Consider the following 13,246-nt stretch of genomic DNA (forward strand, 5'->3'; position numbering starts at 1 on the left):
ACAGTTTTTAACCAAAATTAAAGCTGTTCTTTTTCGGGAATTATCACTATCATTAGTGTTGTTTTAATAGTTACAGCAGTTAACCAGTATCTAGCCAATGAGTCAAACAGAGAGAACAACTTCGCCTGAAACCAAAGCTAGCCCTTGGTGGCAGCGTATCCCTCTCACGTTGCAAATTCTCATCGCCTTAGTAGTGGCAGTCAGTGTCGGAATTGCCCTTGGTGCGGGGAATCCCAATCCCAGCAACGCCGCTTTAATCAACAATTTAGCAATTCCGGCTGAATTGGTGCTAAAGGCTCTCCGCGCCTTGGCTACACCCCTGATTCTGGTAGCGGTGCTGCATACTTTGATGACTACCAATATCCCTGGTACAGCCGGACGGCGGTTGGCAGTGTTACTTTTAACCAACACTACCGTAGCTATTTTGGTGGGACTTTTCGTAGCCAATGTACTGCGTCCAGGAACTTGGGGCAATGTAAGCACCTCAACAAGTACGGCAATAACTCCTCAAAGTCTCGATCCTTGGGGAATACTCAAAGATGCTGTACCGGAAGCTGTCCTGAAGCCATTAGTTGATAATAATGTCATTCAACTGATTGTGATTGCCCTGAGTTTTGGCATCGTCTTGCGGGGATTAAAATCTGAACAAATCGCTCAAGGCAAGAATGGATTCCAACCGATAGAGGATGTCATCGGAATTTTATTTGAAGCGGTAGTCCGCATCCTCAACTGGGTAATTGCTTTAGTGCCGTTCGCAGTATTTGGGATTGTGGCTAAAACTATTGCGATGCAGGGCTTTGCACCGTTTAAATCCTTGGGTGCATTTATCGTCGCCGTATTGTTAGCACTGGTATTGCAAGCGTGCTACTATCTCATTAGAGTAAAATTTGGTTCTTGGGTACACCCGTTAAAATTCCTAGCTGGCGGTTCTGATGCCTTTTTGACAGCTTTCTCAACTTCTTCCTCTGCGGCAGCAATGCCCGTAACCTTTGAGGTTTTGCAAACAAAAGTCGGTTTAAGAGAATCTTCTGCTGCCTTGGGGGCATTAGTCGGGGCAAATTTCAATAATGATGGCACTGCCCTTTATGAAGCAATGTCTGCGTTGTATATTTCCCAACTAATTGGGCAACATCTGAGTCTGACACAGCAGTTAATTGTCATCCTTACCTCAATTTTTGCATCTGTAGGTGCGGCAAATATTCCCAATGCAGGACTGGTAACGATGACACTAGTGTTCACTTCTGTCGGTTTACCTACCCAGTACATCGCTTTGCTAGTTACTGTAGACTGGTTTTTGGATCGCTGCCGTACCGCGATTAATGTTATGGGAGATATGACTGTCAGTGCTTTACTTGACGGCAAAAAGCCACGTTCTGTAGACGAGGCTTAGTTTGTCAGCTTTTAGTTGAGTTCAGTAGCTTTTCAAATATCTAATGCTGCTGAGGCCCTTTGGCGTCACATTCTTTAGTCCAGCAACGTTCTAAAAGTTGCAGACGCCAGATCAATACAAAGCGTTTGGGATTCAATACTAATTTAGTATCCCGACTAAATAAGGGCTGGTTCAGATATTGCCAAAGAGGAAATTTAATTTTGGTGTGTTTTGCAGTCATAAGAATAACAAAATAATATAAAAGTTTTGTCTAGCAACTGCCTGATACTGTTTTTCTAGTTAAAGGCTACCCTGCGTTTTTGCAATTGTCTTTGTGGCAATTGCGGAATTTCAGCAAGTTAATTTATGTTGTTTCCGCTTTAATACTGAGAATTGCACGCACCATTTTTGTGATTCCATATCCTGTGAAATCTTATGACTTTTCACGAAATTCTTGCTTCAAAGACATTGCTAGGGGCATACATAATAAGGTTCGCTTGAGGCAAACTGTTATATAAAGCCGTTGCTGCCGTTAAGATTAAATAGGTGAACAATTGCTGAATTTGACATAAATTTTGAATTGCTTCTCATCCCACCGTTACTACCCGCCGAATTTCGTCACTGCGAAACCCGATCGCCATTGGACGACGTACCCCCAAAAGTGCTACCACGTCGTACAATTCCAGCACCACCCCTTCTATTCGCAGGGAATGGACAATATCGCCGCTTCTCAGGTCAATTACTAGTAACCCACAGCGAGGCTCAACATTTTTCTGGTGCAATTTATCGTCCAAAGCCAAGCCGCTGAATGTCTTGTTATGCCTGGGTTGGGAAATTCCCACTACTGCAAAGTTGCCATAAAATGCACAACCGCGCAGATATCCCGGACAGAAGGCGACTGGTTCAAACACTCCCCGCTTTAAGTCGGCAAAGCCAAACTCTCCTGCGCCTGAGTTGAGCAGCCAGAGTTTTTCCTGATGCCAACGCGGGGAGTGCGGCATAGACAACCCCTGCAAGACGATTTCATTGCTTTCTACATCAATGACACAGCCCCCACTGAACCGATGCTCTCGCCAGCCTTCGGCTACGTCCGATTGGCTGACAGCAGTAACGTATTTGGGTTTTTCTTGCTGCATTGCTAACCCATTCAGGTGACATCTATCCTCTGCCGCTAGTTTGCTGATAAAATTTGGTTGCCATAGAGGAACGAAACTGTGGGTTTCGCTAACTGTTCCCAAACAACTAAATAAAGTATTGACAAATAATAGCTTTTGTGAGTTTAAATCCTTCTCTTCTGCTTTACTCAAAGCGATATCGTGAATATCTAAATCTCCGGTCACATAACTCATCTGGGGCAAATAAAGAGCATCGTAGCCTTGGTGGTTTTGTCCAGGTTGGATAATGTTTTCAAATCGCCACAGTTGGTACAGGGAACTCATGTAGAGGCTGTTGCCATTGGCATACAACCCCATGCACCGCTCAAAGCTACGTTCAAATACAGACAATTTGCCGTTTGGTTGCAAGCCGATGAAAAATAATTTCCCCGCTTGATAGGTAGTGAAGGACAAACTGAGGTTTTGCTCATACAGCCAAGCGGTAAACTGGCGAGAAGCGTTGATTTCTAAAGATGGTTTGTCAACGTTGCTGTCACTGGAATTCACTTGGTTTAGACTCCTTGATAACTCTGGTGTTTAGGCGATGAAAATTTCGTTGCAGGGCAGAAAAAACCTTTAACTCGATACTCTTACTATTGGACATAAGCTGCGTCAGCTGCATTGAGCGATCGCACTCGACACATTTCGTAGTCAGTAGTTCCGTCATTTCAGAAATTTACCAGAGTATTCTCGGAGTCTTTTTAAAACAATAGATGGTTTTGTAAGATATAAGTATATTGTGTGTAATCTAAAACTTAAAGACTTCCAATATCTGTCTAAAGATAGGTAACTTAGTAAATAACTAAAATTTCCTTGGGCGGACTCTATATCTCGACAAAAAAGTGGGACGAACAAGATGTCCATCCCACAATAAAAAGAAGATTTTTCTAATAAAACGCCTTGGCTATATTTAAGCTAAAGCGGTTTCGTCAAGTTAAACTTCTGACTATCTAATAATGAGTGCCAGTTCTTCGATGGTTGATGGCAGTAACAGCATCAGGCTTGAGTAATTTCCCTTCGTCCACAGTTGCATAGACAACCCAATGGTCGCCACATTCCAAACGTTGGTTGACTGAGCATTCCAAATATGCTAAGGCGTCGGTGAGGATGGTACAGCCGTTATCTGCAACTGCTGTACTAAAGTTGGCAAATCGATCTTCCCCAGGCGCGAAAGATTTACGGAAATGCTTCATGTACTCTTGATGATTGCCTTCAGGTAGAATGTTTAAGGCAAACTTACCGCCTGGATACATCAAAGATTCGATCGCTCGGTCTTTAGCGATCCCCACTGTTATTCCGGGTGGGTTGAAGGTGGCTTGAGAAACCCAAGCGCCTAACATTGCGGTAGACACTTCTCCAAGTTTCGCTGTTACCACGCAGACGGAACCAACAATCCGGCCAACAGCCTGTTCCACTGGAGTAGCGGCTTGTTGTGGTACACGTACTTTTTTAGCTTTTTTCAGTGCTTGGGCAAAGTCTGTACCTAGTTCTTCACAGAACTTGAGAGTAACATCATCAGGTTTAAACTTCACCTTCAAGGTGTCAAAGCCAAAGCGATATCCAGAATCCCGGAGTTTACCTTCGATTAAGTCAAATGCTTCGCCACTCCAGCCATAAGAACCAAAGACCCCAGCGAGTTTGCTGTTGTCACCACTCGATATCACAATCCCTAAAGCAGTATGAATGGGAGTTGGCGCATGACCACCGATGGTAGGAGAACCAATGATAAAACCCTCTGACTGTGCGAGGTTGATGCGAATTTCATCAGGGGTAGCAAATTCGCAGTTAATCGATTTGACTGCAACTCCACCTTTAGTTAGTCCCAGAGCGATCGCTTGTGCTAAAGTTGCTGTATTTCCGTAAGCTGAAGCATAAAGTAAGGCAACGGAAATTTCGCGCTCGTTGTGAGAACGGCTCCACTCTCCATAAGCTTTGGTGAGTTCGATTAAGCTGGTGCGTACTAAAGGCCCATGACCCACAGCATACATTCTCACCTGCAAATCTGATATTTTCTCCAAAGCTGCTTGCACATGAGGAATTTGGGGAGCCATCAGGCAGTTAAAGTAGTAACGCTGGTCTTCTTTGAGCGCTTCCCAGTTATCATCAAACACTTCATCACCACAGAGATGGGTTGCAAATAACTTATCTGTGTAGAGAATTTGGGTTTGCTGATCGTAGGTACAAAGTCCTTCCGGCCAACGCGGACTAGGAGTGGGTAAGAATTTCAAAACATGACCCTTGCCTAAATCCAGAGTTTCTTTCCCCCGCATTACCAAGACATTTAAATCTTGCTCTAAGAAAGCAGCACGCAAATTGTTCGCACCGGGAAGAGAACAGACAAAAGTTACCTGTGGTGCGAGTTCTAAAATTGCTTTGAGGGTTGCAACTCGATTGGGACTAAAATGACCCAGGATTATATAATCCAAACTTTGTAAATCTAAAGTCTGCCGCAATGCCTCTAAATAAATTTCGGTAAAGCTTTCTGGCGGTGGATCGATAAGTGCGGTTTTATCAGCTTCAATTAAATAGCTATTGGAGGTAGTACCTCTTTCAAGTGCGTATTCAATTTCAAACCGCAGACGTGACCAACTACGTGCTCTGATAGCTTTAGTATTTGTAGCAATTGGTAGAACTTGTACGTCGCGTGGCTTGGAATTGGTCATAGCTGTTAAAAGTTGGGGAATTGGGCATTGGGCACTTGTACTGAGCGAACGCGAACAGCGTCTCTAAGAGTTGCCGTTGGCGCAGCCTCTCCAAGAGTTATATTGGGAATGGGCAATGGGGAATGGGGAATGGGGAATGGGCAAAGACTTGTACAAGTTCTCCTCTGCTCATAAGTTCCCCCGCTTCTTTATTCCCTACTCCCTACTCCCCATTCCTTCTTTCTTAGTAGTAATTACCTACTTTGCGATGGCGAACGGCTGTCAATCCATCGTTTTTGGAGACACGACCTTCTTGGACGGTGCAGTATAAAATCCAGTGGTCGCTGCATTCCATAGTGGTCTGTATTTCACATTCCATGTATGCCAAAGCATCTGCCAGAATCGGCGAACCGTTTTTCGCGGTTTGAGTTTTCACTCCTGTAAAGCGGTCAGCACCAGGATGCAAGCGCTTGAGGAAGTGTTTCTTGAGTTCTTGATAATTGCCTTCTTCCAAAACGTTGAGGACAAAGCGATCGCCTACTTGCATTAAGGAATCAATGGCGCGGTCTTTAGCAACGGCTATTGTGAATCCTAATGGTTGCAAACTCGCTTGCGTTACCCAGGATGCCAGCATTGCACTTGAGACATTATCTTTTTTTGTAGTGACTATATATAGTCCGCTGCTAATGCGACCGAGAGCCTTTTCCATGTTGACATCGAGGGACTTGATTTGCTTGATGTTGCGATCGCGCACCAGCAATTGTCCGATGTCTTTACCCGCTTCTTCACACAACTGGAATGTTGATGCGCTGGGAGCTTCTCTAATCCGAATCGCTGGGAAGGCTTCTTTGATGCCAGAGTCGAGAAATTTTCTGCGGAGTGTATCAATGGGTTCATCATCCCCACCGTAACATTCAAACAGCCCAATAAATTGCTTGTTCTTGGCGACAGCTAGCACCGAACTGATACTAGCTTGGGCGGCGGCGGAGGTAGTTGGGGGCATACCAATAATGATGCCAGCTGCTCTACCAGCTAGTTCTTGGATTTCTTGGCTCTCAGCAGTACTCAGATCCAGTACTTCTACCCCAACCCCAGTTTTTAGTATACCTTCGCCAATTGCGTGACCAAGGCGTTCGCCATACCCATATTCTGAGACAAAAAACAAGCCAACTGTGGTTTCTGCTTTAGCTTGTTTTTGGCTCCAATTTTCGTAGCACCCGGTTAGAACATCTAGATGGTGATGTAATAATGGGCCGTGACCGTTAGCGATAATATTAATCTTTCCGAGATCGCCCATCCGCTTCATGGCATTCAGCAACGAACGAGCGTTAGGGCCCATCAAGCAGTCGTAGTAAAATCTAAAGTCAGCTTCGATCGCTTCTAAATCTTCGTCGAATGTGCGATCGTCACAGAAGTGCATCCCAAAAGCATCACAGGTGTAGAGAATTTGGGTTTTGCGGTCAAAGCTAAAGATTGTATCCGGCCAGTGCAGGTTAGGCGCACTCACGAATTCCATTTCGTGTCCTTTGCCGATATCGATGCGATCGCCAGTTTTCACAACCCGCTTGGAAAAAGGATCGTGTACTAAGCCTTCCAAAAACTGAAGCGCAACTTTTGAGGCTAAGACGGTAGCTCTAGGAGCTAACTGGAGGACATCTTCCACCAAGCCGCTATGGTCTGGCTCTGTGTGACTGACAATGATGTAATCAATTGTTTTAGGGTTAACAAGACCTTTTAGAGTCTCTAAATACAGATCGCGAAACTTCTGGTGAGAAGTATCAATCAAAACTGTTTGTTCGCCCCTAATTAGATATGAATTGTAGGTTGTACCGTTTTGCAGTCCGAATTCGATATCAAAGCGATCGCGATCCCAATCAAGAGAGCGAATCGCCGTTGTGTTAGGGGCAATTTCTACAGTTTGTATAGTTAACCGATGTTGAACGTTCTCTGCGTGGGCCTTGCCGGTCGTAGACATCGCTACCATTATTCGTCTCCGAGCGCAAATTAATAGGTTTTTCTTCTACCCCCATTGTCTCTATTATTTTTATTTGAAGTTGTAATGAATATCAGTTTTTGAAAATTTTAACTTGTATCAATTATTGCTGTTTTTTCGCAAAAAATATGACTCAAAAAATATACTAAATATTAATTTATTCCTAAACTTTACTGAGTACTTATTTTTGCTATTCATCTGTTTTTATCTTAATTCAAAAATATCATAGCAATTATATTTTTTAACTAGACAAGCATAATTTAAACAATATTAGATGGCTAGTAGAGCTACCAAATATAAATTACTTTTAATACTTAATATTGTCAGAGAATATATTTATAAAGTAGAAAAACTTATGTTTTTCGGGTATCCTCTTAATTAGAAAAGGTAGAAAAGGTAGGAAAGGTAGGAAAGGTAGGAAAGGTAGGAAAGGTAGGAAAGGTAGGAAAAGTGGGAAAGGTAGGAAAGGTAGGAAAGGTGGGAAAGGTAGGAAAGGTGGGACAACCTTTATTAGGCTTCCAACAACTATCAAATAAGCTGTTAACATTAGTGTATTCAATGGATATTGAATATATTGTTGTCTTAATCAAAAATATGGTGGCATAGAATATAAACTTTATGTAAAGTCGATAATACAAATATTTTTTGGAGATAATTAAGGCAAATTTCCAGAGACTAGTTGAATAAATAGGAACTAGGCTTGTATATATTTTTCCGCTCATCCAAATGGAAACTAGCATAAAAAGAATTTTTAAAGTTTCGATAAACCTCCGTAAGCATAGGAATAATCTCATGAATTTAATGATACAGTCCTTTATTATCGACTTTAAACATTAATCAAGACAACGCCAACAAATTCTTCTTGTCATAGCTATAAGCTACAGCTTCAAGCTATCAGATAAATTTGCCCATATAGATTAATGGTGTCAGATTGATGTGCCTAACTTTTTATAAAAATCCATTGTTGATGAAAAATTGCAAACTTTGATAGTGTTCTCAAACCAATACTTATCGCGTAGCAGCCTTATAGACGCCGACATCCCTAATACTTGTAGTTCAGTTTTTTAGAATGTATTATGAAACACCTAAGTGATTAAGTAGACAGGCGTAAATAGATACAAAAATGACAAAAGTTGATTGTGTAAAAGGTTATTGTTTATGGGATGCCGATTAAAAGTGTTTCTCACAGAAGAAGAAAAGCTGACTTTAGAAGAATTAAGAAAAGCCAAAGATGTTCCTCAACGTACTAAGGATCGCGCTCAAGTTTTACTGCTGAATACTCGCGGCTTAAAAAATGAGCAAATTGCAAAAGGCTTGAACTGGGCGATTTCAACAGTACGCCAAACCCTTCATCGCTGGGAAAAGATGGGTTTAGCAGGTTTATGGGATGCTCCTGGTAGAGGAGGAAAACCCCGATATTCGGAATCAGATTTGGTTTATCTCGAAAATTGTTTAGCTCAAGAGTCAGAGACTTATAACTCTAAACAATTAGCAAAAAAACTGGCATCTGAGCGTCAAGTAAACTTGAGTGCAGATCGACTACGACGCGTACTGAAAAAAAGGGGAAGGAGGTTTGGAAGCGCACGCACACAAATCCAGAAACAGCATAATTAGCTAATTAAACCATCTTGGACTCGAATCACTTGTTTCGTTTGGGCTGCGATCGCTAGATCGTGGTTGACAATCAAGATTATCTTTTTGACAAGTTCTTGCTTTTTGCAGAGATAGTGCTTGTTGTTGCTTTACTTCTACACGGGCTTAATCAATATCTTCTTGACGGGTTCCTGCTTTTTGCAGAGATAGAGCTTGTTGCGCTTCTTTCTGTTACTTGGGCTTGGGTGCTGTTGAGGTCTACACATTTTTGGTTTAAGGTTTGCCGAGAAACTTGTAGAGACACCTGAGCGCAGCAGGGTAACAGTCCAGTTTCGCATCTTTACCAAAAATTTTGGGCTTAACTGAACGGTATTGCTATATTAACCGTTGAACTCAAGTTAGCTATGCATTAGAGAAAATTCTGATGGGAGTTTCCTATAAAACAAAGCCCACTTACACATCATAGTGCCAAGTGGACTTGTTAACTATTTTTAGTGGATCCGAGCAGAGTCGAACTGCTGTCCAAATTGGGTATTGACCCCCCGCTCATTCACAGGTTTAGCCTTTCTGATCCTCAAGGCGGGAATCGTTCATTATCCCGAACGTAGGATGCTCTGATTTAATCTTAGCCAGCAAGCCAACCAGAGAACGCTTGCTAGAGCATCCGTTGGGGTTTGGTCTTCAGTCCTTAACGGAGTCAAACCGAAGACGCTCGAACCTGTAAGAGGTGTTTTAGGCTGCTACTAGAGCATCCTTACGAGCAAAGTTAACGATGTTATTCGCATTTACTTTTTGTTTGAGCCTTTGATTTCCGAGAGGAGACTCACTCTCGACCTGAATCACAGAGCAGCGTTCGCCAACCTGTCGAAACCGTGACGGACCCATGCACTTCATAGTTCAATTATAATACGCAATTCTTGAAATGTGTTAACAGACAAAATTTTTTGCTTTATGCGAGTGCTGCTGATAAACACTAGAGTGTCTTGGTAGAAGCTTGGCTGGAGATGATCGCTATAGTTGGCACACAGGGTAATGTCTTTATAGCCGTTTTCCCTTAAACACATGATAAATTCTTCACGCCCAAACCAATGTAGGGGAAGATTTTGTAATTCTGTAGCAACAAGTTTGCCGTCTTTCCATTTTTCATAGCGAATCACAGTTGTGTTAAGTTGATTAAGCCAGTCTATCGAAGATGTAGATTGCAAAAGGATTGTTGAACCATCAGGGCAGTCAATTGGCGATTGCTGTTTAACAATGTTCTCTATTTTAAAATCTTCGATAGGCAACTCTAAATCAATAAAGATTCGCCCTTGTGGTTCCAGATGTCGAGCAAAAGCTTGCAGAGCGGACACAGCAGCAGTTCGCTTTTCGAGCAGCATGAATGAGCCTAAGGAAACTGCGATCGCACTAAATTTACCATGAATGTCAAGATTTTCTACACAACCTTGATGCAAAATAGGATTTAAATTCCGCTCATTACAGTGCTTTCGACAAGCAGCCAGCATCTGTGGTGAAGTATCATTCCCTCAATATTGATACCCGCTTCTAGCAGTCGAATGAGTAATCGTCCCGTCCCAACCATCGCCTCCAAAATTCTGCCAGCAATTGACGAAAGGTGTCTGATGTAGTATATAACATCAGGATAATCTTGATTAATGGGCTTGGTTATTTCATAAACCTCAGTACATAAAGGCCCATATCCCGTCAATGTCATCTAGTTAAAAGTCCCAAATACTAAAATAGCCAATCGCTAATCTTAAAATAATTAGCAAGTGGCTATATATTACAACGCACTACAAATAAATAATTAGCTATACCCTAAGTTAGTGCTTCAGCACCGCCCACAACCTCAAGGAGTTCTTGGGTAATTGCAGCTTGTCGAGCTTTGTTGTAAGACAGCGTGAGGGTGTTAATCAGTTCACCAGCATTTTCACTGGCATTACTCATAGCTGTCATCCGCGCTGCCAGTTCACTAGCTGCCGATTCTTGTAGCGCCCGCAATAGCTGATTACTCAGATACAGGGGCAATAGAGAATCGAGAATCTGCACGGGATCTTGCTCAAAAATCATGTCAGGAGCCAACGTGCGGACTTGGTTAGTCACTTTCTCCCGTTCGACTTCAAATTTACCACCACGGGTTGTCAAGCGGAAGATCTCATCATCGCCTGCTTCTAGACCTTGTGGATCGAGGGGCAGTAAGGTTTGGATCACAGGACGGGAGCTAACTAAGGAAAGGAATCTGGTATAGATTAATTCGATGCGATCCACTTCTTCGGAAAGGAACAAGGAAAGTAGTTGATCGGCAATCTGATTGGCTTCCGCTGCGGTGGGAATTTGCTCTAAACCGCTGTAGGTGGCATCAATGGGCTGATCGCGGCGTTGAAAGTACTGTGTAGCTTTGCGCCCAACGAGTACAAATTGATAGTTTAAACCTTCTGCCTGGATTTCTTTGGCGCGGTTTTCTGCACGACGGATAACGTTATTATTGTAGCCGCCGCATAGACCGCGATCCCCTGAAATAACCAACAACCCGACTGACTTAACTTGGCGTTTTTTCAGTAGTGGTAGGTTTGCTTCTTCAAAGCGCAGACGACTTTGCAAACCATACAATACTTGTGCCAAGCGATCGGCAAAGGGGCGAGTTGCTAGCACTTGTTCTTGCGCCCGGCGCACTCTAGCCGCAGCGACGAGACGCATGGCTTCTGTAATTTTTTTGGTGTTTTTGACCGACTGAATGCGATCGCGTATTGCTTTTAAATTGGCCATAACTTTAAGTTCTGAGTCCTGAGTTCTGAGTCCTGAGTGCTAGAAAGTGCTGAATGCCAAGCTTCATAGGAATTGGAAATGTGAGAACTTGTAAGCATCATGCTCATGTATCTTCACTTTTGACTCCTCTTCTCACTCAGCACTCAGCACTCAGCACTCAGCACTCTATTAAGCTGTCGCTTTGAAGGTCTTCTTGTATTCGGTAAGTGCTTCCTTCAAAGCAGCTTCTTCTGCGTCACCTAGTGCTTTAGATGCTTGTACTCCTTGGGCATACTGGGTTTTCCCAGTCTTTAAGTACTCACGTAAACCGGCGGTGAAGGTAGTTACTTGATTTACAGGTACATCATCTAAATAACCATTAATCCCAGCGTATAAAATTGCTACTTGTTCGTATACCGAGAGTGGCGAATTTTGTGGCTGCTTGAGGAGTTCGCGCAACCGTTGACCGCGTGCCAACTGGTCTTGAGTGGCTTTATCTAAGTCGGAAGCAAATTGAGCGAAGGCTTGCAGGTCGTCAAATTGGGCTAGTTCCAATTTAATCTTACCGGCAACTTTTTTCATTGCCTTGGTTTGAGCGGCAGAACCCACGCGGGATACTGAAATACCCGGGTTTACAGCGGGACGGATACCAGCGTTAAACAAGTCAGAAGACAGGAATATCTGACCATCGGTAATGGAAATTACGTTGGTGGGGATGTATGCTGAAACGTCACCTGCTTGGGTTTCGATAATTGGTAGGGCAGTCATACTGCCTTTACCTAATTCGTCACTCAGCTTTGCGGCTCTTTCTAACAAGCGGGAGTGAATGTAGAATACATCTCCGGGGTAAGCTTCGCGTCCGGGTGGACGACGCAGCAGTAGGGACATTTGGCGATAAGCTTGGGCTTGCTTGGAAAGGTCATCATAAATTACCAGGGTAGCTTTGCCTTTGTACATGAAGTACTCAGCAATAGTTGCGCCTGTATAGGGAGCTAGATATTGCAGGGTTGCTGGTTCACTGGCGCTAGCAGCAACGACGATGGTATAATCCATCGCGCCTTTTTCTTGCAATGTTTGCACCACGTTAGCAACTGTGGAAGCCTTTTGACCGATCGCAACGTAGACACAAATTACATCTTCTTCTTTTTGGTTGATGATGGTGTCGATCGCGATCGCAGTTTTACCAGTTTGGCGATCGCCAATAATCAATTCCCGCTGACCACGACCAATAGGAATCATTGAGTCAATAGCTGTGATACCCGTTTGCATGGGTTCGTGTACAGACCGACGGGCAATGATACCGGGTGCTGGAGATTCAATCAAACGGCTTTCTGGGGACTTGATGTCTCCTTTACCATCGATAGGACGGCCCAAGGCATCTACAACTCGTCCAATTAGGGCTTCTCCTACTGGGATCTGGGCAATTCTACCAGTAGCAGTTACAGAACTACCTTCTTGAATTTCCAGCCCTTCACCCATCAGCACCGCGCCCACGTTATCTTCTTCTAAGTTCTGGGCGATGCCAATTGTGCCATCTTCAAATTCCAAAAGTTCCCCAGACATAGCCTTTTCCAGACCATAAATCCGGGCAATACCGTCACCAACTTGGAGAACAGTACCAACGTTAGCAACTTTGACCTCTTGATCGTATTGCTCGATTTGTTGTTGGATAATACTGCTAATTTCGTCAGGTCTAATTGATATGCTCATGTGTCTATCTTTTTTGCTTTCGAGACGGAAAAATTCAATA

General features: G+C 43.3%; 10 protein-coding genes and 1 other RNA gene. 2 read left to right on the top strand and 9 right to left on the bottom strand.

Going from position 1 to position 13,246, the window contains the following annotated elements; translation table 11 throughout:
* Nucleotides 1-97 precede the first annotated feature (97 nt).
* Nucleotides 98-1,390, top strand: a complete 1,293-nt coding sequence (locus V7L12_RS08535) for a dicarboxylate/amino acid:cation symporter (protein WP_335083842.1) — start codon at nucleotides 98-100, stop codon at nucleotides 1,388-1,390.
* 40 nt (nucleotides 1,391-1,430) lie between these two features.
* Here the strand turns inward: V7L12_RS08535 and V7L12_RS33150 are convergent, their stop codons facing one another.
* The 4 genes from V7L12_RS33150 to V7L12_RS08550 form a co-directional block, all read right to left on the bottom strand.
* Nucleotides 1,431-1,610 (bottom strand): hypothetical protein, encoded by a 180-nt coding sequence (locus V7L12_RS33150; RefSeq protein WP_442947877.1) that lies wholly within the window; start codon nucleotides 1,608-1,610, stop codon nucleotides 1,431-1,433.
* Between the two features lie 346 nt (nucleotides 1,611-1,956).
* Complete coding sequence (locus V7L12_RS08540) at nucleotides 1,957-3,030, bottom strand: TIGR03032 family protein (protein WP_335083844.1); 1,074 nt, start codon at nucleotides 3,028-3,030, stop codon at nucleotides 1,957-1,959.
* Nucleotides 3,031-3,473: 443 nt separating this feature from the next.
* On the bottom strand, nucleotides 3,474-5,186 hold the full coding sequence (locus V7L12_RS08545) for a diflavin flavoprotein (protein ID WP_334822089.1): 1,713 nt from the start codon (nucleotides 5,184-5,186) through the stop codon (nucleotides 3,474-3,476).
* Between the two features lie 223 nt (nucleotides 5,187-5,409).
* Nucleotides 5,410-7,149 carry a diflavin flavoprotein gene (locus V7L12_RS08550; RefSeq protein ID WP_335083846.1) on the bottom strand — a complete coding sequence of 580 codons (1,740 nt, stop codon included), beginning with the start codon at nucleotides 7,147-7,149 and terminating at the stop codon, nucleotides 5,410-5,412.
* 1,167 nt (nucleotides 7,150-8,316) lie between these two features.
* Here V7L12_RS08550 and V7L12_RS08555 point away from each other — a divergent pair.
* A complete protein-coding gene (locus tag V7L12_RS08555; RefSeq protein WP_335083848.1) occupies nucleotides 8,317-8,772 on the top strand; it encodes a helix-turn-helix domain-containing protein in 456 nt (151 codons plus the stop codon).
* 471 nt (nucleotides 8,773-9,243) lie between these two features.
* On the opposite strand, the gene ssrA is transcribed toward V7L12_RS08555, so the two are convergent.
* The 5 genes from ssrA to atpA form a co-directional block, all read right to left on the bottom strand.
* Nucleotides 9,244-9,634, bottom strand: a transfer-messenger RNA (tmRNA) gene (ssrA, locus tag V7L12_RS08560).
* A gap of 7 nt (nucleotides 9,635-9,641) precedes the next feature.
* Nucleotides 9,642-10,256 carry a class I SAM-dependent methyltransferase gene (locus V7L12_RS08565; RefSeq protein ID WP_335083850.1) on the bottom strand — a complete coding sequence of 205 codons (615 nt, stop codon included), beginning with the start codon at nucleotides 10,254-10,256 and terminating at the stop codon, nucleotides 9,642-9,644.
* Complete coding sequence (locus V7L12_RS08570; RefSeq protein WP_335083852.1) at nucleotides 10,214-10,465, bottom strand: hypothetical protein; 252 nt, start codon at nucleotides 10,463-10,465, stop codon at nucleotides 10,214-10,216. Before V7L12_RS08570 ends, V7L12_RS08565 begins: the two co-directional genes overlap by 43 nt.
* 104 nt (nucleotides 10,466-10,569) lie before the next feature.
* Nucleotides 10,570-11,517, bottom strand: a complete 948-nt coding sequence (locus tag V7L12_RS08575; protein ID WP_335083854.1) for a F0F1 ATP synthase subunit gamma — start codon at nucleotides 11,515-11,517, stop codon at nucleotides 10,570-10,572.
* Between the two features lie 168 nt (nucleotides 11,518-11,685).
* Entirely contained in the window at nucleotides 11,686-13,206 is a 1,521-nt protein-coding gene (atpA, locus tag V7L12_RS08580) for a F0F1 ATP synthase subunit alpha (protein ID WP_292729036.1), read from the bottom strand.
* Between the last annotated feature and the right edge of the window lie 40 nt (nucleotides 13,207-13,246).

Origin of the sequence: Nostoc sp., from assembly GCF_036918245.1 — a bacterium.
Classification (GTDB): domain Bacteria; phylum Cyanobacteriota; class Cyanobacteriia; order Cyanobacteriales; family Nostocaceae; genus Nostoc.

Excerpts from the sequence above, each read along its gene's own strand:
- V7L12_RS08570 (WP_335083852.1), bottom strand. The coding sequence starts at position 10,465 with ATGACATTGACGGGATATGGGCCTTTATGTACTGAGGTTTATGAAATA.
- atpA (WP_292729036.1), bottom strand. The coding sequence starts at position 13,206 with ATGAGCATATCAATTAGACCTGACGAAATTAGCAGTATTATCCAACAA.
- V7L12_RS08575 (WP_335083854.1), bottom strand. The coding sequence starts at position 11,517 with ATGGCCAATTTAAAAGCAATACGCGATCGCATTCAGTCGGTCAAAAAC.
- V7L12_RS08535 (WP_335083842.1), top strand. The coding sequence starts at position 98 with ATGAGTCAAACAGAGAGAACAACTTCGCCTGAAACCAAAGCTAGCCCT.
- V7L12_RS08555 (WP_335083848.1), top strand. The coding sequence starts at position 8,317 with ATGGGATGCCGATTAAAAGTGTTTCTCACAGAAGAAGAAAAGCTGACT.
- V7L12_RS08550 (WP_335083846.1), bottom strand. The coding sequence starts at position 7,149 with ATGGTAGCGATGTCTACGACCGGCAAGGCCCACGCAGAGAACGTTCAA.
- V7L12_RS08565 (WP_335083850.1), bottom strand. The coding sequence starts at position 10,256 with ATGCTGGCTGCTTGTCGAAAGCACTGTAATGAGCGGAATTTAAATCCT.
- V7L12_RS08545 (WP_334822089.1), bottom strand. The coding sequence starts at position 5,186 with ATGACCAATTCCAAGCCACGCGACGTACAAGTTCTACCAATTGCTACA.
- V7L12_RS33150 (WP_442947877.1), bottom strand. The coding sequence starts at position 1,610 with ATGACTGCAAAACACACCAAAATTAAATTTCCTCTTTGGCAATATCTG.